The following is a 25,871-nucleotide window of genomic DNA, read 5'->3' as shown; positions in this document are numbered from 1 at the left end:
TCATTCGCCCTTGAACAGGTCGGGGTTGTCGGTCATGATCGTGCGGATCTGGTCCTCGGCCGCCTTGGCATCGGCCTCGACGGCCTCAGGCGTCCGCGGATCGAGCTTGAGCGCCTCGCCGAGTTCCTTCAGGTCCGACTTCAAGCCGTCGGAGGTCACGACCGCGTCGAGCGCGTCGACGAGGGCCTGGTACCGCTCCGGGTGCTCCTTGGCACAGCCGGTGGAGGTCCAGATGTTGTACGTGGACTCGCTGTTCGGTACCTCGACGCCAAGGGCTTTGTTCACGGTCGGAGCGTCATCGGTGACGGGACCCCAGCGATTCTTCTCATAGTGGACCGCGAGCACCTTCGTGTCCTCGGCGATCGGGAGGCTGTTGAAGGCACCCGCGTGGGTGGCGTCGACCTCACCGGAGACAACCGCGAGCCGCGCAGGCCCGCCGCCGTCGAACGGCACGACGTTGAAGTCTGCCCCCGTTGCCTCCTCGATCTGCGTGATGGCGAAGGAGTTGCTGCTGACGGCCTCGCTCACGCTGAACGTGATCTCGCCGGGACGAGCCTTCGCGTCGTTGACGAGATCCCTGAGTGTGTCCCATGGTGCATTCTTGGCGACGCGGATCACTCCCGGTTCCGTGCTCACACCGCCGACGGCGGCGAAGGAAACCAGGTCGTAGTCGACGTCGTGGGCAAGGTAGGACAGGTTGATGTGCGGAATCGCGGTGATCAGGATTGTCGAACAGTCGCTGGACTGGAGGATCGACGCCGTGCCGATCGTCGTCGCACCACCCTCACGGTTGATGACGGCGATTGTGCTGCCAAGCTCTTCCTCCAGGTACGGCTGCAATTGCCGGGCCGCGGTGTCGACGCCCCCGCCGGCTGAAGTGGGAACGACCAACGTGATCTGGTCCGGCACGTCCGTGCCAGTCGAACCCGATCCAGTGCCGCACGCGGTGAGAGCAAACGCGCCGGCGCTCGCGAGTGCCACGGCCATGACCGCGCGAGATGCTGTGTGCTTCGCCATTGAAGTCTCCTAGCTGATGATCAGTGCCGCAGGTGGTTGGTGCGCGAGATCGATGGGCCGTGGTGGGGCCCACCGAAGGGGGTCGCCGGGCCGGACGCAAGTTCGTGAAGTTCCGCGAGCGGGCCGAGCCGGTCGGCACCGAATGCTGCGTCCACAAAGGCATCCGCCCCGGAACACGCCGCCAGAAGACGTGCGGCCTTCGCGCGCACCTGGCCAGGTGTCGGACGTTGTGGCCCGACGGCCGTGAGCTCGGTGGCTTCGCCATCGCAGGTCACTCGGAGGCGAGCCTCGTACCGCTCGCACGTATCGTCGGCCACCAAGCGAACCCGGTCGCGGATCGCGCGCACGCGCGCGTCACCGACCACGTCGGCGGAAAAACGCTGCGGGTCGGCGTCGCCGAAGAGATAGCCGACCGCGAAGGCGTGCGGCACGCTGAACTTCGACGCGAGTCCGTCGCGCGGATCGGTGCGGCCCATCGCGGCCGCCGCGAGAGTGCTCACGCGGAGCTCTGCATCGAACGGCTTCTCGGGACCCACGAGTGCTCGAAGGCGCAGGCTCAGATCGATCGCGCTGTGTCCGAGCACACCGCACGCGTACGGTTTCACGACGTTCTCCGTGATCCGCCAGCGCACGCCGAGCTCGGGCGGACCGGCGTGACCATTGAGAGTGCTGAGGAGCCGGGCGAGCCCACCGGGTCGACTGGGCGCGGCGTCGTCGAACCCCACGAGCACACCGCAGTGGGCGGCGTTGCCGACGTGCATCGGCTTGGCAAGCGTGCCGAGAGCTTCTGTCAGGCCCGAGGCGTGGCTCGCGGCTGCGTCGATCGCACGGATGAGGCGGGAGTGGTTGGCGCCGCCGAGCAGGGCACCGGCGACGGCAGCTCCGATTGGCCCCGCAATGCCCGTCATGTGCCAGCCGCGGGCGAGGGCGTCGGGCACCAGCTCCCCGACGAGTAGGGCTGCCTCGACGCCCGCGACGAGAGCCGTGAGGGCGTCGACACCGCTTGCTTTCGTCGCGTCGGCGAGAGCGAGCACCACGGCTGCGACCGGGGCGCCAGGATGTACAATTGAGGGTGGGTGCGTGTCGTCGAAGTCCTCGAGATGGCCGGCGGCCCCCTGAACGAACGCGGCCGCCGCAGCGGACAGCCGACCGGGGATTCCGAGCGCCCGGCCCGCGGCTCCGCGCTCCCCGGCGAGAGCCGTGGCAGCGGCGCGCACCGAGGACTCGCCCGAAGCAGCCAGCATGAGCGCGGCAGCGTTACCGAAGGTGACCTTCGCCGCATTCTGGACGGCCTCGTCCAGGGCATGCCAGCGGATACCGGCGGCGAGATCGGCAACGTGGGCGGCCTCGACGCCCGGCGCACTGCCGCGTGCGGTGCCTGCACCCGCGCCGAGAACGGCGAGCAGCCCCTTCCCGCCGTCGATGGAGCCGTCAGGCGCATCCCAGCCAGCGATCGCGAGGCGCGCAGCACGTAGCCCGGCCTCGGCGGCGGAGGTGACGGCCGAGGCGTCGTCCCCGGCACTCGCGCCGACCGAGCTCGCGGCAAGGCCGATGGCGTGGGTGACGACCGGCGCCCTGCAGCCACGTGCGAACGCCACTGCGACTGCGGCTGCGACCGTCGCGGCCGCGGCGGCGGTGCCAGCCCCGCCCCGGAGCTCTTCGGGCAGGAGACGGCCCAACTGCTCAGCGACCGCGAACCCGGCGGCGCGGGCCCTGGCGGTGTCACCGGACTCAGTGGATGAGAAGCCGTCGAGCTCCAGGGCGGCATCGACCGTGGAGCGGACGGCGGTCGACACGGCACCGGGTTCGGATCCGGTCATGGGCGGCGCAGCATAAACGGCAGTCGCGACGCGTGTGAGCGCATACACGGCGGGCGTCGGAACCCCGGGCCTCTGCCCTGCGAGGGCGGCGCACACATTCGATGGCACAGCCATCGTCATGGCTCCCTATCACATCGGCGTCGATGCAAGGCCACATCACGAACGCCGCGCCGAACGCCGCATAACGGATCGCGCCACCGGTCAGGAGCGCGGGCGTCATTCGCGAGTGTTCGAAGCGGACGCGCGACATCAACCGTCAGGGAGCCGCACTCCGATCTTGGTCCCGATGAGTCCACCGTGATGGATGGTGGGTACCAAGGAGCTTTGGCTGTGCACGGCAACTTTCGCCGACGTCAGGTCGGGTGTCAAGAGTCGCGCTGAAACGAGCTGCCAGGGCCGGTCCAGCGTCGCCGCTCAGGTCGTCGTCGAACCGGGCGGCGTGGCGTAGGTCAGGTCGTCCTACAGCGACAGACTGATCAGCCAGGCACTGGCGACGCGAACGGGTTGAGAGCGCCAGCCGACGAGAACATCGCCTAGCTGCGACTGATACGCGGCATCGGTCGCGCCGGTGGGCTGGTGAGTTGACAAGCGAGCGTTGCCCGCCCGATGATGACAGCGCACAGTCGATGCTCGGCTCCGACGCGCTCATACTCACTGAGGGACGAGTCCGGAGCACCGCACCGAGTACGGCTCCCTGTGGCGGACGCACGGTCGCCGCCAGCCGTCGGTCACCAACTCTGGCCCGGAACAGGGGAGCCCATATGACATCACAGGATGGACCGCTTGAAGGTCTGCGGGTGGTCGATCTCACGCACATGCTCGCCGGCCCCTACACCACCATGCTCCTCGCCGACATGGGCGCTGATGTCATCAAGGTTGAGCCTCTTCGTGGCGACTTCATCCGTACTGCCGGCCCGACGTTCGGAGAAGGGGACGAGCGCTTCGGCGGCTACTTCCACAGCGTCAACCGCAACAAGCGCAGCATAGCCATCGACCTGCGCTCGGACGAGGGTCGGCAGGTGCTCCTCGACCTCGTGAGGCGATCCGACGTACTCGTCGAGAACTTCCGCGTCGGCATCATGGAGCGACTGGAACTCGGCTACGAGACGTTGCGGCAGGTTAACCCGAAGCTCGTCTACGCGTGCATCCGCGGGTTCGGTGACCCCAAGACCGGTGAGAGCCCGTACGTCGACTGGCCCGCGTACGACGTCATCGCCCAGGCCATGGGTGGCTTCATGTCCATCACCGGTGAGCCAGACGGCGAACCGATGAAGGCCGGGCCTGGTGTTGGAGACATCTTCGCCGCAGTCCTGCTGAGTACCGGGATACTCGCGGCCGTACGGCAAGCAGACCGCAGTGGGCAGGGTCAGTTCGTCGACGTCGGCATGTACGACGCGATCCTGTCGCTGACGGAGCGCATCGTGTACCAGTACTCGATCACAGGGCAGGACCCGGAGCGGCAGGGCAACGCACACCCGTTGTTCGGCCCGTTCGGAGTCTTCCGCACCTCCGACAGCTGGGTCGCAATCGCCGCCCCGACCGACCGGGACTGGGGGCTCCTGACGGAGGCGATGGGTCGCCCCGAGCTCGCCGAGGACCCACGGTTCACGACGACCACAAATCGCGTGCGGAACGAAAAGGACACCCACGCGGTCATCACCGAGTGGACCCACGGGCTCACCAGCGCCGAGGTCGCCGGGATCATCGGGGGCCGCATCCCCGTCGGCCCCGTCCAGACGATCAGCCAGATCATAAAGGACCCGCACGTCGCCACCAGGGACATGGTCGTGGAAGTCGAGCATCCCGGCACCGACCACAAGGTCGCTATCGCGGGTACGCCCATCAAGTTCGACAGGAGCGAGGTCGGCGTTCGCCGCCGAGCGCCTCTGCTCGGCGAGCACACCGCCGACGTCATGGGCGAGCTGGGCTACGGCGCCGAGGACGTCGAGCGGCTCCGGCAGGGAGACATTATCGCCTGAGCCCAAGGCCCAGGCCATCCGGGGCGGCTCGTCGCCCCGAACCACTGCCCCACCTGAGCAAGCGAGGTCCGTATGCAATTCCGGACGAAAGACTTCCCGCTCTGGCCCAAGGCCAGCTTCTTCGAAGAGTTCGAGCCTGGCCAGACCTTCGACCACCACTGGGGTCGCACTCTCACTGAAAGCGACGCCGTGGCATTCAACTCGTTGACCCTCGGCTACAACCCGCTCTACGTCAATGACGAGTACGCCCGAGAGATAGGACACCCGCGTTCGCCCGTCAATCCGTACCTCGCCTTCCTTACAGTGCTCGGCCTGTCCGTGGAGGACACCAGCGAGAAGAACGGTGGCGCGTTCCTTAGCGTTGAGTACGTGAGCTTCCTGGAGCCTGTCTACCCGGGCGACACCATCACTGCCCACACGACCGTGCACCAGGTTCGCGAGTCCAAGTCCCGCCCGATGAACGGGATCGTCACCTGGCACACCCACGGCCGCAACCAGCACGGGACCCGAGTGCTCGAATTCTCCCGGACCAACCTCGTGCAGCGAAGGAGTGAGGCGCGATGAGCGTCATCGACGAGATCAGCCTTACTGGGGAGCTCACCGAGGAGCAGAAGGCGATCCAGCAGCTCGCGCGCACCTTCGCCCAGAAGGAGGTGCTGCCGCTGGCGAACGAGCTCGACCCGCTCGGGGAGGAGTTCCCCGAGGCTCTGCTCGCCAAGATGGGCGAGATGGGGTTCTTCGGGATCATGACCCCGACCGAGTACGGGGGCCTCGGCCTCGGAGCCCTCGAGTACGTTCTGGTGACCGAGGAGCTGTCCCGGGCTTGGATGAGTGTCGGCAGCGTCATCCGCACCGGTACTCTCCCGCCGAGCCTGCCGGAGGAACGCCGCGCGGAGCTGCTACCCCGCGCCGCCCGCGGCGAGTACCGTGGCGCCTTCTCGCTGTCCGAGCCGCAGGCTGGCTCCGACGTGGCGAACATCGGCACTCGCGCCCGCCGGGACGGTAGCGACTGGGTGCTCAACGGGGCCAAGATGTGGTGCACGTGGGCCGACAAAGCGGACTTCATCGTGCTGTACGCACGGACGGGTCCACCGGAATCGGGCAAACGCCATCGAGGGATCAGTGCATTCTTCGTCGAAAAGGAGCGCGGGCGGTTCCCGAAGGGCATGAACGGGACCCCGGTCCGCAAGATCGGCTATCACGGATGGAAGACCTGGGAACTCGGCCTCGACGATCTGCGCCTCCCCGGGGACGCACTACTCGGTGGGGAGGGGAAGGGCTTCTACGCGGGGCTGGAGAGCTTGGAGCTCGCCCGTGTCCACACCGCGGCGCGCGCCGTCGGTCTCGCACGGGGTGCGCTCGAGGACTCTATCGCGTACGTCCACCAGCGGGTCCAATTCGACCAGCCGATCGCCAACTTCCAGGCCATCCGATTCAAGATCGCCCAGATGGCAGCCGACATCGAGACCGCGCGTCAGCTGGCCCACTCCGTCGCCCGCCTCCTGGACGCAGGCCGGCCCTGTGCCCTGCAGGCGTCCATGGCGAAGCTGGTGGCCTCTGAGATGGCTGAGCGCGTCACAAGCGAGGGCATCCAGATCCATGGTGGCGCCGGTTACACGACCGACTTCCAGGTGGAAAGGTACTGGCGGGACGCGCGGCTGACCAAGATCTTCGAGGGGACGTCGGAGATCCAGCTACGGATCATCTCCGACCGCATCCTCGGCCGGCCCGACCCGGTGAGAGCGGGACCACAGACGTGAATGAGTTCCCAGGTCTGATTCCCGGCCACATAACGGGATACGACAACTACTTCGAGGACTTCGCGGTCGGACAACGCTTCCGGCACGCCAGGGGTAAGACCGTCACTGACCTCGAGAATGTCCTCATCACCAACATGGTGATGAACACCGCGGACGCTCACTTCAATGAGGACGGTATGAAGGACCACCCGATCGGGCAGCGGATCGTCTTCGGCGGCGTCACGGCCTCAATTGTCATAGGGCTTGCCAGTCAGGACAGCTCGGACAACGCCATTGCTGAGAACGGGTTCGAGAACATGAAACTGCTGACCCCGGTTGTGCACGGCGACACGCTGTACGCCTACACCGAGGTGCGGGATTTGTCCGACACAGGCCCGGACAGCGGCACCGTCGTCTTCCACCACTGGGGCGTAAACCAGCGGGGGGAGGTCGTCTTCGAGGTAGACAGGTCGGTCGAGGTCCGACGGCGCCCCGCCGACACCGCAGGCGCTTCGGCGCCCCGGGAGAGGAGCAACGCATGACCGTCACGCAGATCGGACCGATCGACACGGGGACCGCAGTGCACCGCCCCCGCAGGTCCTGCCTGGCAGTGCCAGGCTCCAGTCCCAAGATGCTCACCAAGGCCCAGAGCCTCCCGGCCGACCAGGTGTTCCTCGACCTCGAGGACTCGGTCGCCCCTGGCGCCAAGGAGTCCGCCCGGGCCAATATCGTGTCGACCCTGCTGGAGGGCGACTGGGGCGACAAGATCCGCGTCGTGCGCGTCAACGACTGGACGACACAGTGGACCTACCGGGACGTCATCCACGTCGTCGAGGGCGTCGGCACGCACCTGGACTGCATCATGCTCCCCAAGGTGCAGAGCGCCGAGCAGGTCGTCGCGCTGGATTTGCTGCTCGCCCAGATCGAGACGGCCCTCGGTCTGTCCATTGGCCAGATCGGGATCGAGGTGCAGATCGAGAACGCGGCCGGCCTCGTGCACGTCGACACCATCGCTTCGGCCTCTCTGCGGACGGAGACGATCATCTTCGGGCCAGCCGACTTCATGGCTAGCATCAATATGAAAAGCCTGGTCGTCGGAGGACAGCCCCCTGGTTACACGGCCGACGCCTACCACTACATCCTCATGCGCATCCTCATGGCTGCGCGCACGAATGGGCAACAGGCCATCGACGGGCCCTTCGGCCGCGTAAAGGACGTCGAGGGCTTCACCGAGGTCGCCCGCCGCTCGGCGTCGCTCGGCTTCGACGGCAAGTGGGTGCTGCACCCCAGCCAAATCGACGCCGCCAACGATGTCTACAGCCCGAGCCAAGAGGACTACGACCGAGCCGAGGAGATCGTCGACGCCTACGCCTGGTACACCTCGGCCGCCGGCGGCAACCGCGGTGCCGTCATGCTGGGCGATGAGATGATCGACGAAGCGTCACGGAAGATGGCGCTGGTGGTCTCCGCGAAGGGACGGGCGGCCGGGATGACGAGGACTCGCCAGTGGACTCCCCCCGCGGATTGACCGCGACCACCCGCGTGTCCGACGACCAGGCGAATCCGGACAAGCGCGTCCTGCGCCAGGTCGAGGAGCACGGCGAGCCGTTGCCCATCCGACAGAACCCCATGGCTCAGGTGCTCGCCGGCCGGGTGCTGGCCAGTTCCTCAGTCGAGGGCAGGGTGGAGTTGGAGTTCAGACCAGCGCACACCTTCGTCCAGGGGGCCGGAGTAGTCCAGGGTGGCATTGTGGCAGCCATGCTGGATTTTCCGGATGGCGTTCGCCGGCCTGGCGGCCGTGCCGTATGGACAGTCCCTGGCCACGGCGTCCCTGAACGTTTCGTACCTGCGTCCTACACCGACTGGGAGTTACCGAGTGCTTGGCCACGTGGAGCGCGCGGGCCGTTCAGTGCTGTTCGCGGCCGCCCGCCTTGTCGGGCCAGATGGCCGCGACGTCGCCGCGGGGAACTCGACCCTTGTTTCGGTACCGGCCGCACGACCGTGACCCTGCTGGCGCAGGAGTGACGTGAGGCGCAAGCCGTGTGCATTGGACCGTCACGGCCTCGTGCTGCAGTACTGCGGCCGGGGTCACGAGGGCGACCTTGTGGCGGCCGCCGAGTCCCCGCGTCGTTCCTGTCCGCTCCTCCTCCTGCCGGGGAACGGTCCAGGTGGTCAGACCGTGTCACTGCTACCTCCGCGGGCGGACCAAGGTGAACTCACGACGTGTCGCGGACGACGACAAGGCGGCCTGGAAACTCACGTTCGTCTTCCCCGGGTGGCGCAGCGCCACCAGATCCTGCAGGCGGCGGTCGACGATCCGGCCGCGCGCCCAGATCGATTCTGATCGGCTGGCCCAGCGTCGACTCTCCGCTGACCTCCTCGCTACCCCACCCGATCGTGGCCGGGCCAGCCCTCGCGTAGCTACACCCGCGCCGATGCCGGGGGCGTCCTCCCGGACTACGCCACTGTGCGGGTCCTCGCTCTGGCGGACGTCGGCATGACCGGATCTCTGGTCGGTGGCCTGGTCTCGACCCGCGCGTCACCCTTCTGAGGACTCCTGGCACGGAGTCGACCTCGGGATTCTCCCCTCTCCGTCCAGCAGCCGCAGCGGGCGCGGCTTACGCGTCGCGCACCGCTGCTACGCCGCCTGCGTGTGGATGGCCGTTGACACATCGCGAGCGAGGTATGAGGATGCAGGCGTCAGGCGAGTTTCTGCCGCAGCGCACCTCAGTAACCCGGCGCGTGCGGCGACCAAGGGAACGCGGCTCCTGGCTCGCGGATCTCCTCCACCGCGAGAGACCTCGGATTTCCCATGTCCTAGTGGGATGCGACCGGAGGCCAAGAGCCGATGTGCGAGAACGCCGCCACGACGGAACGGGCGGCGCCCCGCATTGCCGACGTGGTCGCCGCACTTGCCCCGGAAGGGATCAGCCGCTGGTTGGCCGGTTGCGCCGTTGACGCGCTGAACCACCGCGACAGCTACGAGCCGCACTGTCGTCAGGTGCTGCTTGACTGGTGCGGAGTCGTGCTCGCCGGTCGATCGGAGCTGCCTTCCGCGCCGGGGTTGGGCACCGCGTTCCGAGACGCTGCGGCGGCCCACGTCCTCGACTACGACGACGTCAACAACGACCTTCCCGGCCATGCCAGCGCGACCGTGGTCGCCGCCGCGCTGGCGGTTGCCCGCTCTACGGGCGCACCGCTCAGCGTGGTCTGGGAAGGTGTCCTCGCGGGCACCGAGGTGGCTTCTCGAGCGGGTTTGCTGTGTGGTGCCGCGCAGTACGAGCGAGGTTGGCATCCCACCGCGACGATCGGCGCGTTGGCCTCCTCCGTCGCCGCGGGTGTCGTCTACGGTTTCGACGAGGACGACCTTGCCTCGGTGATCGCCCTCGCCTCCTTGCAGTCCTCCGGCGCGCTGGTCACCTTCGGCTCGATCGGGAAGTCCTGGCAGACGGGGTGTGCGGCGCGCGATGGCGTCCATGCGGCTGAGGCGGTCGTCGCCGGCTACCGCGCCGACGTCGACTACCTCGGTCGCGACGGCGGCGTTCTCGACCTGATGGCGGACTGGCGCCGGTGCGAGGCCCCACCGGGCCTGAGCGCCCCGGCCCCGCGCATCGGGCAGACCGTCTACAAGCAGTACGCGACCTGCTTCGCCACGCACGCGGCTGCGCGCTGCGCCGAGGAGCTCGTCAGCAGCGGGATCCGAGCCGACGACGTGGAAACGATCACCGTGACGCTTGGCCCCCAGTTCTCTCGAATCGTCACGCACCGCGCCCCTTCGACGAGTTTGCAGGCCAAGTTCTCGGTCAGCACTGTCGTGGCGATGTCCTTGGCAGGTCGAGCGCCGCGAGCTGTCGAGAACCTCAGTCCCGAACGCCTGGCAGATCCCGCGCTGCGGCGGCTGGAGCGGGCCGTCGCGCTCGACGAGGACCCCTCGCTCCACGGGGCCGCCGCTCGGGTGAGTGTCCGGCTCGCCGGAGAGGAGACGTTTGTCGCTCAGCGGGAGGAACCGGCACCGATGCCGGTCGCCGAAGCCTGGCCTGTGCTTCGCGAGAAGTTCAGCGCACTCGTGGTGCCCGTCCTCGGGCCGTCAGGTGCCGAGGAGCTGGCCCGGGTAGTGGAGACCGCTCCCGGAGCCGAGGACGCGAAACGAGTCACGGAGCTGCTTGACGACCCCCGCGAGCCGCAGTCCGGACGGTCACCGAAGTTCTCCAGCACGCACATCCCGACAGGTAAGGCATGACATGCAGCACGGACCCGCCGTCACCCCCGAACCCTCGGGACAAGTCATGACGCAGCACAACCCGCCGCAGGAGTGTATGGACCAGATTGTCATCTCGGGGATGACGAAGCGTTTCGGCGACACCACCGCCGTGGACGATTTGAATCTTACGGTGGGCTTAGGAGAGTTCATGGTGCTCCTGGGTCCGTCGGGGTGTGGGAAGACCACGACGATGCGGTCGATTGCGGGGCTGGAGAGCCCGGACGAGGGGTCGATCCAGATCGGGGTGCGAACGGTGTTCGACCGTGCGCGGAAGGTGGACCTGTCACCGCATCAGCGCAACATCGGGATGGTGTTCCAGTCGTATGCGATCTGGCCGCATCGCAACGTGTTCGACAACGTAGCGTTCCCGCTGCGCATGCAGCGGCTGGATCGTAAGCAGGTCCAGCAGCGGGTAGAGGAGATTCTCGAACTCGTCGGGTTGGCGGGGTTGGGCAAACGGCCGGCGAGCATGCTCAGCGGTGGTCAGATGCAGCGGGTCGCGTTGGCCCGAAGCGTGGTGATGCAACCGGCGGTGCTGCTGCTGGATGAGCCGTTGTCGAATCTGGACGCCAAGCTGCGTGAGCACCTGCGGGTGGAGCTGAGGCAGACGCAGCAGCGGTTGGGTACCACCGCGGTCTACGTCACCCACGATCAGGCTGAGGCGCTGGCGCTGGCAGATCGGATCGTGCTGATGCGCGATGGCCGTATCGAGCAGATCTCCACTCCGCTGGAGATGTACCGCAATCCGCAGACCAGGTTCGCCGCGGAGTTCATCGGCACCAACAACGTCGTGGCCGGTAAGGCCACCGAGGACACCGGCGGGTTGCACGTGGCCGTCGACGGTGGTCTGTCCCTGGTGTCCAGCTCCACGAGCGTGCCCGGGGATTTAGTCGTCTGCCTGCGCGCCGAGGACCTCATCATCGACCCTCCGTCGTCTTTCGACGGCAACATAATCGAGGGCACGGTCGAGGTGGTGAACCTGCTCGGCAGCCAGGTCCTGTACGCCGTCCGGGTCGCCGGCGCGACGCTGGAGGTCCTGGCTCCCCTCGGCGCCACACTGCTCCGACGCGGCGATCACGTCGCCCTCGGGATCACTCCCGACAACGTCCGCTGCTTCCCGGAGGACTGAGATGAGCACCGGAACCGGGACGGGCATCGACCGTACCTCGGTCGCCGACCCACCGTTGCCGCAGCAGGAGAAGCCACCCGGCCGCATGGTGTCGTCGCTGTGGCGGCGAGGCCCCTTCTGGGCCCTGCTGGCGATCATGATCGTGCTGGTGGTGCTGCCGATCGGCATGTTGCTACTGGCATCCCTCACCGACTCGACTCCGCGTCCGGGTGACCCAGTAGGCAACTTCACGCTGGACAACTTTCAGGCGCTGTTCAGCGACCGCGGCATCGAAGCCATGGTCAACTCGGTGCTCATGGCGCTCGGGGCCGGGGTGGTCGCCATGTCGATCGGTGCCGCGCTCGCCTGGCTGGCGGCTCGATCCGATGTGCCGGCGCGACCACTGGTGCAGCTCGCGGGCATCATCCCGTTGTTCATCTCCGGCTTCGTCGGCGCGATGGCCTGGAGCCTCGTCGCCTCGCCACAGTCCGGGTACGTCAACATGCTGCTGCGCGAGCTCGGAATCGACGTCACCCTGAACATCTACTCGTTGCCCGGCATCATCTTCGTCGCTGGGTTGTACTACTCCCCGTACGCGTTCATCTTCGTGTACGGCGCGCTGACACTGATGAACCCGGAGCTGGAGGAGGCAGCCAGCGTCCACGGCGCCACCCAGCCACGGGTCGCCATGCGGGTGACCCTGCCGATGGTGCGTCCAGCCCTGCTCGCCGCGGGCATCCTCACCTTCGCGCTGATCATCGAGGACTTCCCGATCCCGGTGATCCTCGGCGCAGGCAACGGCATCCCAACCCTGCCTGCGTACGTTTACGAGTTGATGACGGTTGCGCCGTCGGACGTCAACGGCGCGAGCGCGGTGGGCATGGCGATGATCGTCATCCTGATCGCCCTCATCGCCGGCCAGCGGATGCTGCTGAGGGGCCGGTCGTACACGACGGTGAGCGGCAAGGGCTTCCGACCCGGCCAGGTGCGGCTCCGCAGGTGGCGCTGGGTCGCGTTCGCCGGCGTGCTCGCGTACCTGAGCCTGGCGATCCTCGTGCCGATGCTGGCGTTGCTGCACACCGCCGTGTCCGGCGCCGTCTACTACGCCGGCTTCGGCGACCTGTTCCAGACCGACCGGTGGTCCACCGAGCCCCTGGTCGACGCGCTCACGACGCAGGCGTTCACGGAAGGGCTCATCAATAGCCTCACCGCGGGTGCGCTCGCGGCTCTGTTCGGTGTCGCACTGTACTTCGCGCTCGCATGGTTCGTGAACCGCAGCAACATCAAGGGACGTCGTGTCCTGGAGCACCTGGCCACGGCTCCGGTCGCGATCCCCGCGCTGGTCATGGGTATCGCACTGATGTGGACCTGGATCGTGATCCCGCTGCCGGTGTACGGGACGCTCGCGGTCCTGGTCATCGCGTACGTCATCCGCTTCACCCCGCAGGGCTTCGGCGGGATCTCAGGGGCGTTCCAGCAGATCCACTCGGATCTCGAGGCCGCGGCACGGGTCTCCGGCGCCAGCGCCCTTCGGGCTACGACGTACGTCACCCTGCCGCTGCTGCGCACGAGCATCCTGTCGGCGGCGCTGCTTGTGGTCGTGCTGTCGATCCGGGAACTCGCCTCCTCCATTTTCCTGTTCACATCGGACACCCGCGTGCTATCGGTCGTGGTGTTCGGGCAGTGGGAGAACGGCAACTGGAGCCGGGTCGCGTCCATGAGCCTGGGCTACAGCGCCGTCCTGCTACTCATCACGGTCGTCGGCCGGAGGTGGCTCAGGCCAGCCTGACCGCGTCCCCTTCCCGTTTCCCGATCAGCACCGAAGGAGCTAACGAGACATGAGACGACGCAAACTCATTGGAGCAGTTGTCTTGTCGCTGGCGGTGTCCTCCTGCGGAGGCGGCAATGACAACGGTGGTGACGGCACCGGCAAGCCCCTTGTGATCGACGACGAGAAGATCGCATCCGCTGAGCTCTACGCTGCCGCGCAGGAGCAGGGCGAGTTCACCCTGTACGACAACTACCCCGAGGAGCAGTGGCGTGCCCTGCTCGACGTCTTCGAGGAAGACACCGGTATCGCGGTCGAGCACGTCCGTCTCGTGACGTCGCAGCTGTACGAGCGCGTTGTGTCCGAGGCCGCCGCAGGGCGGCCGGTCGCGGACGCCGTCGGCTTCGGTGACGTGACCCTCATGGCCGACCTGGCCGAGCGGGACATCATCGCCGCCTACGAGTCCCCCGTCGGCACCTCGGCGCTCAAAGAGGACCAGTACGACACGGAAGCAGGCTGGTACACCAGCGCCAACCTCGGCATGGTCCTGGCGTACAACACCGCCTGCGCCGAGCGGCCAGTCGAGACCTACGAGGACCTGCTTGACCCCGCCTACCGGGGGAAGATCGGCCTCACACCGATCACCGTCGGCGGCAGCGCCTTCAGCGTGTACCACTTCCTCCGGAAAACCTACGGCATCGAGTTCTGGGAGAAGCTGGCCGCTCAGCAGCCCCGGATCTACGAGTCCGTTGTCCCGCTGACGCAGGACCTGGTCCGGTGCGAGGTGCCAGTCTCCATCACCTCGCTCGGTGTGGTCGCCGACCAGGCGGCCGACGGCGCACCGGTCGCTCCCGTGTTCCCCGAGGATGGATTTCCGGTGTTCCCCAACCTCGTCGCCACGACCGCGGACTCCGAGAACCCGGAAGCCGCCCGGGTTTACCTGAACTGGCTGCTCTCCGAGCGCGGCCAGGAGGCCCTCGTCGAGATCACCCGCGAGTATCCGTCCCGGGGTGACGTCGACCCGCCTCAGGTCGAGGGCGTCAAGGTGCCACCGGCCGACAGCGAGCAGGTCGTCTCGCCAGGTTTCCAGGCCTGGGTCGAGCTCCGTAACCGCTGGACCAAGGAATGGAATGCCACCTTCCGCTGAAGTGACCGCAGCCACGGAGACGTTGCAAGGGCTCGACCTCGTCGCCCAAAGCCTGCTGGACAACGGTGTGCGCACCATCTTCGGGGTGATGGGCGACGGGAACCTCGCCTGGCTGTCCCGTTGGGCGAGCCTACCCGGCGTCCGCTACGTCGGCGCTCGACACGAGGCAGGGGCGGTTGTCATGGCCGACGGCTACGCCGCCGACACGGGACATGTCGGGGTCTCCACCGTCACCTACGGACCGGGGTTGCTCAACGCCATGAACGCGCTGTGCACCGCAGTCCGTGACCGCTGGCCTCAACTGCTTGTCACGGGCACCACGCCGGCGAGCAAGCCGCACCATGTCCAGCGGTACGACCACGCGGCACTCGTCGCTGCCACCGGCGCCGAATACTGGCCGCTGGCCGACCCGGCCAGCGTCGAGGCCACGATCACCGCCGCCGTCGAGCGGTGCCTCAGCGGAAACCGCGTGGTTGTGCTGGACATCGCGACCGAGGTCCTGGAGGGTTCGGCCGCAGAGCAGGTCCCAAGCTGCGCGGCCGGGCACCCCGGCCCCGTCGTCGGCCCGGCAGCGGACGGCGACCAGATTCGCGCGGCTGTCGACCTGCTGCGCGCTGCTGCACGTCCGCTCGTGCTCTCCGGCATCGGCGTCGAGCGCTCTGGCGCGGCAAGCCACGTGACCCGACTTGCCGAGGCGCTCGACGCGGTCATCACGACGACGCTGCCGACCCGGGGCCTGTACGCCGGCAACCCGCGATACGCGGGCGTCTTCGGAGGCTTCTCCACCCCGGCGACGATGCGGGTGATCGAGGCCTGCGACGTCCTCCTCGTGCTCGGTGCCGGGTTGAACGAGTACACGACTCACGGCGGATCACTGCTCGCCGGCAAGGCTGTCGTCCAGGTGGACACCGACCCTGACGCGCTCGGCCGCCAGCACCCCGTCGACCTGGGGGTCGCGGAGGACGTGCGCGACGTGCTGGAGGCCCTGCTGCGGCAACTCGGGGGCGAGACAGCTGCCCGTCCGCCGGCACCGTGCTCGTGGGCCCCCGAGGACGTCGCGGAGCAGGGTGCGGTGCTGCGGCCACATACCGACGAGTCCGACGAGCGGGGCATCGACCCCCGCACCGCGATGGAGTGGCTGGATCGGACCCTGTCGGAGGACCGCGTCATCGTCGTCGACGGCGGGCACTTCGTCGAGTGGCCCTCGCGCTACCTGCGAGCAACCGGACCGGGCACGTTCCGGACCGGGCTGGCCGGTGGGTCCATCGCGATGGCGCAAGGGATAGCCGCAGGTATGGCCACGAACGGTCGCCGAGAGGCGTACGTGGCCATCGTCGGTGACGGGGGCTACTTCATGTCGATGACCGAGATCGAGACGATCTGCCGGGAAAGGCTCCCGGTCCTGGTCGTGGTCGTCAATGACGGTGCCTACGCGGCCGAGATCCACAAGCTGCGCGCTGCGGGCCTGCCCGAGGAGCTTGCTTGGTTCCACGCGTCCTCGGACCCGGCCGCGGTGGCCACCGCGATGGGGGCGCGGGGCCTGTGCGTCTCGACTGCCACCGACCTGGCAGAGGCGAGTGAGCAGTTGACCGGCGGCCGGCTGGACGGGCCGGTCGTTCTCGATCTGCACGTCACCCCGCGCGTCGTATCAGCGCGGTTGGCCAACGTCGGCAACGAGCCTTGAGAGGCACGCTCACGTCGACCGCGGTCACAGTCGGCACGCTGGTCCCACTTCTGCTGTTGGTGGCCCTGCAGCCTTTCATCGTGAATCAGTCACCGGGCCTGCGTAGCTTCGTCAGCGCTGTCATCGCTGTGCACTACCTCACGGTCGGGTTGCTGAGCCGGCCCTTCGGGCATGCCGTCGACCGGCTCGGCTTCCTGCGCCCGGCGTTGGTCGGTGTGCTCGCCGCGGCGCTGACGGCGGTCGTGCTGTCCTGGCACGGGGCCTGGCCTGCCGGGCTGCTCGTGGGGTGCGTGCTCGCCGGGGCGGCGGTCGCGTTGGGGCACACCGCATCCGCGGTGTGGGTCGTGCACACGGTGAATCCGGCCCGTCACGGCGTCGCGATGGGTGTGCGGCAGGCCTCCGTCCCAATTTCGGCGCTGCTGGCCGGAGTAGTCGCGCCGGTAGGAGCCGTCGCGCTCGGGACTGGCGCGGTCTTCCTTGTGCTCGTGCCGCCGCTGCTGGTAATCGCCGTCCTCGTGCTGACTATGCGTCACGACACCGTCACGGCCAACGTCGCGGCGGTGGCTGTATCGCGGGGGCGCGCGCCGACCAGCAACGGTCTGCGCATGCTCACGCTCGCCTCCGCCCTGGGCGCCGGTGGCGCCAACTCTGCACTGATCCTGGTCCCCGTCTCAGCTGTGGACCGTGGTCTGGGTCCGGCTGATGGTGCCCTGGCGCTGGCCATCGGCGGCGCCGTCAGCGCCTTCGGACGCGTGCTGATCGGGTCGTGGATCGACCGGCGGGGGGTCGATCCCTCCCGGGTTGCGGCGGTTATCATGCTGGCGGGCGCCGCGACGCTTGCCGTCTCCGTGCTGGCGCGGTCCTCCGTGCCTTTCCTCGTCGTCACGGGTCTGGCGTTGATGGGAACGGGCAGCTGGCAGGGGCTCCTGATGCTCGGCGCCGTCCAGCGGCGGATCGACCGGCCGGGAGCGGCCAGCGGCGCGATGGCATCCTCGGCACAGCTGGCAACCGGTATCACCCTGCTCGGCCTCAGCGCGGTGACCGCGCACCGGAGCGCCATCGAGGCGTTCTGGGTCCCGGTGATCTTGCTTAGTTGTGCCGCACTTATGGTGCTCGCATCCACAGTCGTCCGACCACGTGCAGGGAAGTGATCATGGGACGAGAGATCATTGTCACCGGATACGCCAAAATGCCGACCGGCACGATGGTGCGCGCACTGTACGGCACGCTCGCCATGGGAGCCCGGGTCGACATCGAGACCCACACCATCATCGAGGGGTGGGCCTCGTTGTTCGCGCCGCAGACGCAGAAGTGGGTTTCCGAGCTGCTGACCGGTCGCAACCTCATGTCCGACGACACCGAATTCGTCGACCGGATCCAGCGAGATTACTGGGGAAGCGCGCAGGGTGCCATCTGCCAGTGCTACCGGGACATGGTGCGCCGATACCGCGAGACCTACGCCCGGCAAGAAGCCGGCAGCACCAGCCAGCACGGGTCGACGCCGGCGACGCAGACGGGCGACGAATCGCCGATGCCGTAGCGCGGGCTCGGCTGCTGGAAACAGAGGGTCCACCAGGGACAAGCACGCCGCCCTACGCCCGACACGCCGACCGCGACCGATCTGACCACCGCGACTTCGCCCGCCCCCTCTCGCGATTACTGTAGTTGTGGGTTACCGACATCAAGCGCCCCGAGGGGCTGACAAGCCGTGTGGAGGTGAGAGACCGCCACCTCCCCGTTGTCGCAGCAACGCGGCGGTGGCAGCCTGACACATACCCACCCACTCCGAGTCCGGCATCGAATCGGAACTCGGCTCCGCACTCACGGGTCCTGAGCAGCGTCCTGGAAGCGCTCGCCCACTGTCGTCCAGGCGTCCATGCCGACGATGCCGAGGAGCGCGGCGGGAGAGTCGATCGTCTCCGACCGCTGGCCGGTCAGATCGGCGATCGCCTTCAGCATCGCCGTCGCGGCCGGCATGAGCAGGGCGCCGGGATAGATTGCCGCGGCGAACCCGAGGTGTTCCAGTTCCTTGTCGGGGATCGGCGGGGTGAGCCCGCCCGGTGCGACGTTGAACAGCAGCGATGCCCGCACCTCGGCGATCCGTTCGATCTCCTCCCGGCTGCGCGGCGCTTCGACGAAGATCATGTCTGCGCCTTCGGCGGCGTAGCGGTGGGCGCGAGCGAGAGCCTCGTCCAGTCCCGCAGGGCCCCGCGCGTCCGTGCGCGCGATGATCAGGGTGCCGGCCCGCCTGGCGTCGAGCGCGGCGTGCAGGGTCCTGAGGTAGTCGTCCGTGGTGACGATCTCCTTGTCCGGTAGGTGGCCACACCGCTTCGGGAACGCTTGGTCCTCGAGTTGGATGGCCGCGACGCCCGCCCGCTCGTACTCGCGGACGGTACGCACCACGTTGACGGGCGCCCCGTATCCGGTGTCCGCGTCCGCGATGACCGGGACCTCGGCGGCTTCGACGACGTGCCGCGCGCGGTCGGCCATCTCGGTCTGCGTGACCAGGCCGATGTCGGGTAGTCCGAAGCCGGATGCGGCCGCGCCTGCCCCCGTCAGGTACACCGCCTGGCAACCGGCCCTCCTGGCGACGTGGGCACTGATCCCGTCGAAGACGCCGGGGGCACGCAGCATGCCGGGTGCGGCGAGCAGCCGGCGAAGCTCGGCCGCCGCGCTCACCGCGAGCCCTCGACCGGTACGCGGACCGACCACGAGGGGCGCCGCCGCTCGTAGGCGACGATGTGCTCCTCCTCGGCGAGGATCAGGTTCACGTCGTCGAGGCCGTGCAGCAAGGCCTCCCGCACCATCGGGTCGATGTCGAAGGTCGCCGTACCCGCCGGCCAGTCGACGCGGGTATCTTCGAGGTCGACGACCACCTCCGCGCCGGGATCGGCTTCGACGGTCGCGAGGAGCGCGCGGTAGGTCTCATGCTGGACCCGTACCGGCAGCAGACCCGACTGCGCGCAGTTGCCGACGAAGATGTCGGAGAACGACGGCGCGACGACCGCCTCGAACCCGTACTGAAGCAGGCCCCACACGGCGTGCTCGCGCGAGGAGCCCGAGCCGAAGTTGCTGCCGGCGACCAGTACCGAGGCACCGGCGAAGCGGGCGTCGTTGAAGACGAACGACGGATCCTGGCGCCAGTCGTGGAAGACGTGCGCACCGTAGCCGGTGCGCTCCACACGGGTGAGAAACTGCTTTGGCATGATCTGGTCGGTGTCGACGTCGTCACGTTCCAGCGGCATCATCCGCCCGCGAACGGTCCGCACTCCCGCCATGGCTCAGCGCACCTCCCTGACGTCGACGAAGTGACCCGCGACGGCAGCGGCCGCCGCCATCTCCGGTGAGACCAGATGGGTCCGCGCCCCCGCGCCCTGCCTGCCCTCGAAGTTGCGGTTCGATGTGGACGCGCATCGCTCGCCGGGCCCCGCCACGTCCTCGTTCATGCCGAGGCACATCGAGCAGCCGGGTTCTCGCCACTCGAAGCCTGCCTCGCGGAAGACGGCGTCGAGCCCTTCGCGCTCCGCCTGCGCCTTCACGGGCATCGAGCCGGGCACCACCATCGCCCGCACGCCCGCGGCCACTTTCTGGCCGGCGGCGACCGCTGCCGCCGCACGCAGATCCTCGATACGCGAGTTGGTGCAGGAGCCGATGAAGACCCGGTCGACGGGAAGGTCGACGATGCGCTCGCCACCGGCGAGCCCCATGTAGGCGAGCGCCCGCTCGGTCTGGGAGTGACTGGCGGTCTCCTCGGCACGTGGCACGCGGCCGCTGACCGGAGCGCTCATCGCCGGGGTCGTCCCCCACGTGACGGTGGGCTCCAACGTGGTGGCGTCGATCCGTACGACGGAGTCGAACTCCGCGTCGTCGTCGGTGCGCAGCCGTGCCCAGGTGGCGGTGGCCGCCGTCCAGTCGTCGCCGCTGGGCGCGTACGTTCTGCCCTCGAGGAAGGAGAACGTGGTGGCGTCCGGGGCGATGAGCCCGGCTCGTGCGCCCGCCTCGGCGGACATGTTGCACAGCGTCAACCTGCCCTCCATGGACATCGCGCGGACCGTCGAGCCGCGGTACTCGATGACGTGTCCGGCCGCGCCGCCGAACCCGACGGTGGCCACGACGGCCAGCGCGACGTCCTTCGCCGTGACGCCGGGCGCCAGGGCGCCTTCGATGTCCACGGCGAGTTGCCGTAGCGGTGACAGCAGCAGGCACTGCGTGGCGAGCACGTGCTCGACCTGGCTGGTGCCGACGCCGAAGGCCAGCGCGCCGAGGGCGCCGTGAGTGGCGGTGTGACTGTCGCCGCACGCCATCGCCATACCAGGTTGGGTCAGGCCGGCTTCAGGTCCGATGACGTGCACGATGCCCTGGCGCGCCGAGCCGAGCCCGAATAGGGGGACACCGTGCCGTTCGCAGTTGTCCCGCAGCACCTGCAGCTGCTTGGCCGCCAGCGGATCGGCGATCGGTAGCGTGCGGTCCCCGGTGGGTACGTTGTGGTCCATCGTGGCCACGGTCTGCTCGGGCCTGCGTACCGGCAGGCCCCGGAGGTCGAGCCCGCCGAAGGCCTGTGAGCCCAGCTCGTGCACCAGGTGCAGGTCGATGTAGAGCAGGTCGCGACCGCGTACCTCACCGATGCGATGCTGGTCCCAGATCTTCTGCGCGAGAGTGCTACCCATGTTCTGCTCCGGGGTCAGCTCTGGCCGTCGTGCATGGAGTCCAGCTCGGCCAGCACGGCGTCGCCGAAGGCCGACGTGCTCACCGCCTCGACACCGTGCGCGATATCCGGTGTCCGCACCCCCCTGCGGAGCAGAGTGATCACCGCCCGCTCCACGAGGGTCGCCTCGCGGTCGAGGCCGAGACTGTGGCGCAGCAGCATCGCCGCCGACAGGATGGCCGCCGCCGGGTTGGCCTTGCCCAGACCGGCGATGTCCGGGGCCGCCCCGTGCACCGGTTCATACAGGCCGAAGCGGTCGTCCCGAAGGCTTCCCGAGGGCAGCAGGCCCAGCGACCCGACGATCCCGGCGAGCTCGTCGCTGAGGATGTCGCCGAACAGGTTCTCGGTCACCACGACATCGAAGTCACCAGGGCGCAGCACCAGCTGCATGGCGCAGTTGTCGACGTAGAGGTGCTCGACCTCCACCGAAGGGAAGCGGGCCGCGACCTCGCCCATCACCTCACGCCACAGCTGGGAGGATTCGAGCACGTTGGCCTTGTCCACGGACGTGAGCCGGCCCCCGCGCTCGGCCGCGAGCCGGCAGGCCAGCGTGGCGATCCGGCGAACTTGTGCCGCGGAATACTCCATCGTGTCGTAGGCGACGTCGCCGTCGGCCTCCCGCCGCCGACCGCGGTGTGGGGAGAAATACAGTCCGCCGACGGCCTCCCGCACGAGCAGGACGTCCACGTCGCAACTGCGCAAGGGCGAGAGGTCGGGCAGGTAGGAGATGCCGGGCCGCAAGTTCGCGTACAGGTCGAGCTCGCGGCGCAACCGGAGCAGGCCGCCGAGACCAGGGTTCTGGTCGGGTGGAAGGGAGTCCCACTTCTCGCCCCCGACCGCACCCACCAACAGCGCATCGCTGCGCTGGCACAGCTCCCAGGTCTCGTCGGGCAGCGGCCTGCCGGTCTGCTCGATGGCGCAGCCGCCGAGCAGGCCCTCGGCGACCGTGAGGTCGAGGCCGCTGCCTTTGGCTATCGCCTCCAGGACCCGCACGGCCTCGCGTGTCACCTCAGGCCCGATGCCGTCGCCGGGCAGCACCCCGATGAGGACGTTGTCGGGCGGAGCAGCGGTCATCGGTTGGACCTCCTGGTCGTCGCGGTGCCGTGCGAGACGAGCCGTCGCTCGGCGGTGAGCATGAGTAGGTTGAGCAGCAGGGAGATCGCCATCAGCGACAGGGCCAGCGCGAAGATCTCGGGAAGCTCCCGCAACGTGATTCGCCGGATCAACTCGTAGCCCGCGCCCTCGGACGAGCCGAACATCTCGGCCAGCACCACGCCCAGGAAGCAAAGGCTGAAGCAGAAGCGCAGGCCCGACAGCACGGAGGGCAACGCCGCGGGGAAGACGACCCTGGTAACCGTGGTCCACCGGCTGAGATGGAGGGAGCGCGCCGCCCGCAGGTAGACACGCGGGATGGCGTTGATCCCGCCGAGCACGAGGATGGCCAGCGGGAAGAACCCGTGGAATGCGCCGAAGGCCATCCGGGATGCGTCACCGAGCCCGAAGATCAGCAGGAAGATCGGAAAGATCGTGATCTTGGGCAGCGCGTAGGACCAGAGCAGCGGCGCGCCGAGGACGTCGCCCCAGAAGCGCTGCAGGCCCAGCCAGACACCCACGGCGAGACCGCCGGCAGCGGCGATGGCGAATGCGGCCAGGACCACCTGGAGGGTCGCCCACAGGTTGGTCGTCAGCCAGCCGTCGCGCACGCCGTCGACGAAGGCGCGGCCCGTCGCCAGCGGGGTGGGCAGCGCGCTCTCGGAGACGAAGAACGTCGCGAGTTGCCACACAACGACCAACACCACGGGAACGAGCGCCGGCGCACCACCCGGGCCGAGGCGCGGGACCTTCCCCGACTTGCGCCCTCTCCCGCGCGGTGGCTGCGCGGGCGAGGAGAGAGTCGTCGCTGCGGAGTCCATCACGCCTGCCTCTCCTTCGGCCACAGGCGGCGCTCGAGCAGCGAGACCGCCGAGGTGACGAGAACCGCGACGGCCATCACGAGCAGGATCGACGCGTACATCTCCGCCAGCGCGAAGCTGTTGTAGTTGAACGAGACGAGCCAGCCGAGCCCCTGGGTGGCGAGGATGAACTCCGAGGCTATAACGCCGATGACGGAGTAGGTGACCGCGAGCTTCAGCCCGGCGAACACGTGCGGCGCCGCGGCGGGCAGCTGCACGCGGCGCAGCGTCTGCCAGGCGCTCAGTTGGTACACGCGCGCCGTCTTGAGGTGCACGGTGTGGACGGAGTCGAAGCCGATCGCCGCGTTGGTGATGACCGCGACCGACGCGTAGGCCCACGCGAGGAGGACCACCGGTGTGCGGTTGAGCCCGAAGATCGCGACGAGTACAGGGTAGAACGCGAAGACCGGCAGAGCATAGTAGCTGGTCAGATAGGGGTCGAGGGCGCGCCGGAGGCCCGTGTAGCGCCACAGCAGGTAGCCGATGACCACGCCGGAGACCCCGGCGAGAACGAAGCTGCCCAGTATCATTGCGCCGGTCGAGAACAGGTGTGGCAACATCTCGCCGGAGCCGATGCCCCCGCCGAGCGTGACCACCATGTCCGAGAGCGGGACCAGGGTCAGCGCGTCGACCATGCCCGCCCTCGGGGCGATCTCCAGCAACGCGAGTGCGGCGGCGATCACCAGGGTCCGGGTCAGGAGCACCCGCCGGTCGCGGGCACGGCTCATGCGATTGCCTCCCGCGGGTCCGCGCTGGACAGGTCGGCCCACAGGCGACCGGTCACATCGGCGAAGGCCGGGCTGCCGATCTCCGACGAGGTCCGGGTGCGCGGCAACGGGCTGACCACGATCTCCTTGACCTGCCCCGGCCGGGGTGTCATCACGACGATGCGGTCGGAGAGCAATGCGGCCTCGCTGAGCCCGTGCGTGATGAACAGGACCGTGGACCCGGTCTCCCGCCAGATCCGCAGCAGCTCGTCTCCGATCCGAAGGCGGGTCTGTTCGTCGAGAGCGCCGAAGGGCTCGTCCATCAGCAGGATGCGCGGGCGTGCGGCCAGGACCCGCGCGATGTTAAGCCGCTGCCGCATCCCGCCGGACAGCTGCCCGGGGTGGTGGTCGGCGAAGCCGGCCACGCCCACCAGTTCCAGCGTGTCCAGCGCCTGGCGCGCCCGCTCCTTCTTGGTCAGGCCGAGCCGCAGGAGTCCGAACTCGACATTTTGCCTGCTGGTCAGCCACGGGAAGGTGGCATCCTGCTGGAAGACCACGCCGATGTCGGGATGCGGCCGGGTGATCTCGTCGTTGTCGATGTGCACCGACCCGCCCGTGGGCCGCTCGAGACCGGCGACGATCTCCATCAGCGTGCTCTTGCCGCAACCGCTGGGACCGATCACGGAGACGAACTCGCCCTGGTCGATTTCGAGGTCGACCTCGCTCAGCGCCGTGACGGCCTTCTCGGGCCCCTCGTCACCGAAGGTCTTACAGAGCTTGGCAATCCGCAACATGGCACAACACCGCGCTCTCAGGGCAGCTGGATCTTGTCGACGTCGGCGGGCAGGTACTCCTGGCTCACGATGTCCTTCCAGGCCACTTTCTCGCCGGCCTTGAGCAAGCCGGCGACCCGCATGCCCTCTTCGGCCGCCGCGAGTCCCTCGGCGCTGAATCCGACGCCCCACTCTCCGGCGTCGAGCAGCCGCTTCAGGGACGCCTTCGCGGTGGCCGGTTCGACGTCGCCGCGCTCGGACCAGATACGGGCGGCCTCGTCGGGGTGCTCGCTGATGAACCGGACACCCTTCGCCCTGGCGGCGAGGAACCCACGGACGAGCTCCGGATCGCTCTCCGCGAGTTCCGGGCTCGCGACGACGACCGTCTGCTGGTATTCCTCGATCAGGTCGCTGGCCCGCCACAGCAGCTTGTACTTGTCCGGCTCGCCGGAGTAGAGGGGCTCGGCGTGGATGGTCGCCGCGACACCATCGCCGTCCATCGCGGTCAGCCCTTCGGACACACCGCCGGTCGCACGCTTGTCGACGGAGGCCTGATCGATACCGGCGCGGTCCAGCGACATCGCCAGCACCGACTGGGTCACCGAACCCGGGTTGGTGTAGCCGACGGACGAGCCCACGACGTCCTCGATCGAGCTCATGCCGGAGTCGGGCGGTGCGACCCAGAGAATGTCCCCGACGGCCTGCACGCCACCACCCACGGCGAGAAGGGCGGCGCCCGCGTCCTGCGAGTCGACCAGAGCCGAAGTGGCGGCCTCCCCGAAGGCAAGGTCACCGGCGAGGATGCTGCGGACGGTCGTCCCGCCGCCCTGGGTCGCGACGACCTCCTCGATGGAGATGCCCTCGTCCTCGAAGTAGCCCTTCTCCATCGCCACGTGGTAGGGCACCGAAAAGGCGAGCGACGGCCACTGCGTCACGGCGATCCTGATCACCGACCGGCCCTGGTCGCTCTCTTCCACCATCGCGGTGCCTCCGCCGCACCCCGCCACGAGCAAAACGGCGCTGCCGGCTGCCACGGCCCGGAACGAGCGCTTGCCTGACATCTGTTCGACCCTCTCCGTTGAGTGATCCGAAGCGTCTCGCCGGCAGGGACAGATTGTCGGGCGAGATTGTCGGACAACCTAGACCGGCGTTAGTGTGTCCGTCAAGTCACCGGGAAATCGGTAGCCTAGATTGTTGGACAGCATCGCCGG

At 68.3% G+C, this 25,871-nt stretch carries 23 protein-coding genes; 13 read left to right on the top strand and 10 right to left on the bottom strand.

Annotation, left to right across the window (positions count from 1 at the left end):
* The gene (locus tag JAP66_RS27670; protein ID WP_199434789.1) at positions 1 to 1,017 is read right to left on the bottom strand and encodes a Bug family tripartite tricarboxylate transporter substrate binding protein; all 1,017 of its coding nucleotides are present in this window, start codon (positions 1,015 to 1,017) and stop codon (positions 1 to 3) included.
* Between the two features lie 20 nt (positions 1,018 to 1,037).
* Positions 1,038 to 2,813 carry an MmgE/PrpD family protein gene (locus tag JAP66_RS27665; protein WP_199434788.1) on the bottom strand — a complete coding sequence of 592 codons (1,776 nt, stop codon included), beginning with the start codon at positions 2,811 to 2,813 and terminating at the stop codon, positions 1,038 to 1,040.
* 650 nt (positions 2,814 to 3,463) lie between these two features.
* Here JAP66_RS27665 and JAP66_RS27660 point away from each other — a divergent pair.
* The 13 genes from JAP66_RS27660 to JAP66_RS27600 all read left to right on the top strand — a co-directional run bounded on the left by JAP66_RS27660 (position 3,464) and on the right by JAP66_RS27600 (position 18,063).
* Positions 3,464 to 4,816: a CaiB/BaiF CoA transferase family protein gene (locus JAP66_RS27660; RefSeq protein ID WP_372449018.1), complete on the top strand. Its 1,353-nt coding sequence runs from the start codon at positions 3,464 to 3,466 to the stop codon at positions 4,814 to 4,816.
* Positions 4,817 to 4,888: 72 nt separating this feature from the next.
* A complete protein-coding gene (locus JAP66_RS27655) occupies positions 4,889 to 5,380 on the top strand; it encodes a MaoC family dehydratase (protein ID WP_199434787.1) in 492 nt (163 codons plus the stop codon).
* On the top strand, positions 5,377 to 6,576 hold the full coding sequence (locus JAP66_RS27650) for an acyl-CoA dehydrogenase family protein (protein WP_199434786.1): 1,200 nt from the start codon (positions 5,377 to 5,379) through the stop codon (positions 6,574 to 6,576). The genes JAP66_RS27655 and JAP66_RS27650 overlap by 4 nt, the downstream gene beginning before the upstream one ends.
* Positions 6,573 to 7,097, top strand: a complete 525-nt coding sequence (locus JAP66_RS27645) for a MaoC family dehydratase (protein WP_199434785.1) — start codon at positions 6,573 to 6,575, stop codon at positions 7,095 to 7,097. The genes JAP66_RS27650 and JAP66_RS27645 overlap by 4 nt, the downstream gene beginning before the upstream one ends.
* Positions 7,094 to 8,083 (top strand): HpcH/HpaI aldolase/citrate lyase family protein, encoded by a 990-nt coding sequence (locus tag JAP66_RS27640; RefSeq protein ID WP_199434784.1) that lies wholly within the window; start codon positions 7,094 to 7,096, stop codon positions 8,081 to 8,083. The genes JAP66_RS27645 and JAP66_RS27640 overlap by 4 nt, the downstream gene beginning before the upstream one ends.
* 246 nt (positions 8,084 to 8,329) lie before the next feature.
* A complete protein-coding gene (locus tag JAP66_RS33365; protein ID WP_199434783.1) occupies positions 8,330 to 8,560 on the top strand; it encodes a PaaI family thioesterase in 231 nt (76 codons plus the stop codon).
* Positions 8,561 to 9,403: 843 nt separating this feature from the next.
* Positions 9,404 to 10,795, top strand: a complete 1,392-nt coding sequence (locus JAP66_RS27630; protein WP_199434782.1) for an MmgE/PrpD family protein — start codon at positions 9,404 to 9,406, stop codon at positions 10,793 to 10,795.
* Between the two features lie 46 nt (positions 10,796 to 10,841).
* Positions 10,842 to 11,945 (top strand): ABC transporter ATP-binding protein, encoded by a 1,104-nt coding sequence (locus JAP66_RS27625; RefSeq protein ID WP_235999612.1) that lies wholly within the window; start codon positions 10,842 to 10,844, stop codon positions 11,943 to 11,945.
* A 1-nt stretch (position 11,946) separates the two neighbouring features.
* Positions 11,947 to 13,713, top strand: a complete 1,767-nt coding sequence (locus tag JAP66_RS27620) for an ABC transporter permease (RefSeq protein WP_199434781.1) — start codon at positions 11,947 to 11,949, stop codon at positions 13,711 to 13,713.
* An 82-nt stretch (positions 13,714 to 13,795) separates the two neighbouring features.
* Positions 13,796 to 14,839 carry an ABC transporter substrate-binding protein gene (locus tag JAP66_RS27615; protein WP_199434780.1) on the top strand — a complete coding sequence of 348 codons (1,044 nt, stop codon included), beginning with the start codon at positions 13,796 to 13,798 and terminating at the stop codon, positions 14,837 to 14,839.
* A gap of 1 nt (position 14,840) precedes the next feature.
* Positions 14,841 to 16,523, top strand: coding sequence for a thiamine pyrophosphate-binding protein (locus JAP66_RS27610; protein ID WP_199434779.1), 1,683 nt, complete (start codon positions 14,841 to 14,843; stop codon positions 16,521 to 16,523).
* On the top strand, positions 16,520 to 17,674 hold the full coding sequence (locus tag JAP66_RS27605; protein ID WP_199434778.1) for an MFS transporter: 1,155 nt from the start codon (positions 16,520 to 16,522) through the stop codon (positions 17,672 to 17,674). Before JAP66_RS27610 ends, JAP66_RS27605 begins: the two co-directional genes overlap by 4 nt.
* A 2-nt stretch (positions 17,675 to 17,676) precedes the next feature.
* Positions 17,677 to 18,063: a DUF3870 domain-containing protein gene (locus JAP66_RS27600; protein ID WP_199434777.1), complete on the top strand. Its 387-nt coding sequence runs from the start codon at positions 17,677 to 17,679 to the stop codon at positions 18,061 to 18,063.
* Positions 18,064 to 18,344: 281 nt separating this feature from the next.
* On the opposite strand, the gene JAP66_RS27595 is transcribed toward JAP66_RS27600, so the two are convergent.
* From JAP66_RS27595 to JAP66_RS27560, 8 genes are read right to left on the bottom strand one after another with little or no spacing between them, the layout of a single operon-like run.
* A complete protein-coding gene (locus JAP66_RS27595) occupies positions 18,345 to 19,202 on the bottom strand; it encodes an isocitrate lyase/PEP mutase family protein (RefSeq protein WP_199434776.1) in 858 nt (285 codons plus the stop codon).
* The gene (leuD, locus tag JAP66_RS27590) at positions 19,199 to 19,801 is read right to left on the bottom strand and encodes a 3-isopropylmalate dehydratase small subunit (RefSeq protein WP_199434775.1); all 603 of its coding nucleotides are present in this window, start codon (positions 19,799 to 19,801) and stop codon (positions 19,199 to 19,201) included. The genes JAP66_RS27595 and leuD overlap by 4 nt, the downstream gene beginning before the upstream one ends.
* Positions 19,802 to 19,804: 3 nt before the next feature.
* On the bottom strand, positions 19,805 to 21,190 hold the full coding sequence (gene leuC / locus JAP66_RS27585; protein WP_199434774.1) for a 3-isopropylmalate dehydratase large subunit: 1,386 nt from the start codon (positions 21,188 to 21,190) through the stop codon (positions 19,805 to 19,807).
* Positions 21,191 to 21,204: 14 nt separating this feature from the next.
* Positions 21,205 to 22,302, bottom strand: coding sequence for a 3-isopropylmalate dehydrogenase (gene leuB / locus JAP66_RS27580; protein WP_199434773.1), 1,098 nt, complete (start codon positions 22,300 to 22,302; stop codon positions 21,205 to 21,207).
* A complete protein-coding gene (locus JAP66_RS27575) occupies positions 22,299 to 23,141 on the bottom strand; it encodes an ABC transporter permease (protein WP_210770701.1) in 843 nt (280 codons plus the stop codon). Before JAP66_RS27575 ends, leuB begins: the two co-directional genes overlap by 4 nt.
* Complete coding sequence (locus JAP66_RS27570; protein ID WP_199434771.1) at positions 23,141 to 23,908, bottom strand: ABC transporter permease; 768 nt, start codon at positions 23,906 to 23,908, stop codon at positions 23,141 to 23,143. The genes JAP66_RS27575 and JAP66_RS27570 overlap by 1 nt, the downstream gene beginning before the upstream one ends.
* A complete protein-coding gene (locus JAP66_RS27565; protein ID WP_199434770.1) occupies positions 23,905 to 24,681 on the bottom strand; it encodes an ABC transporter ATP-binding protein in 777 nt (258 codons plus the stop codon). The genes JAP66_RS27570 and JAP66_RS27565 overlap by 4 nt, the downstream gene beginning before the upstream one ends.
* Before the next feature lie 17 nt (positions 24,682 to 24,698).
* Positions 24,699 to 25,640: an ABC transporter substrate-binding protein gene (locus JAP66_RS27560; RefSeq protein ID WP_199434769.1), complete on the bottom strand. Its 942-nt coding sequence runs from the start codon at positions 25,638 to 25,640 to the stop codon at positions 24,699 to 24,701.
* Between the last annotated feature and the right edge of the window lie 231 nt (positions 25,641 to 25,871).

The sequence above is a fragment of the Qaidamihabitans albus genome, assembly GCF_016464705.1.
Lineage (GTDB): Bacteria > Actinomycetota > Actinomycetes > Mycobacteriales > Pseudonocardiaceae > Qaidamihabitans > Qaidamihabitans albus.
Note: the sequence above shows the minus strand (reverse complement) of the source record. Positions and strands in the feature narration are given on the sequence as shown.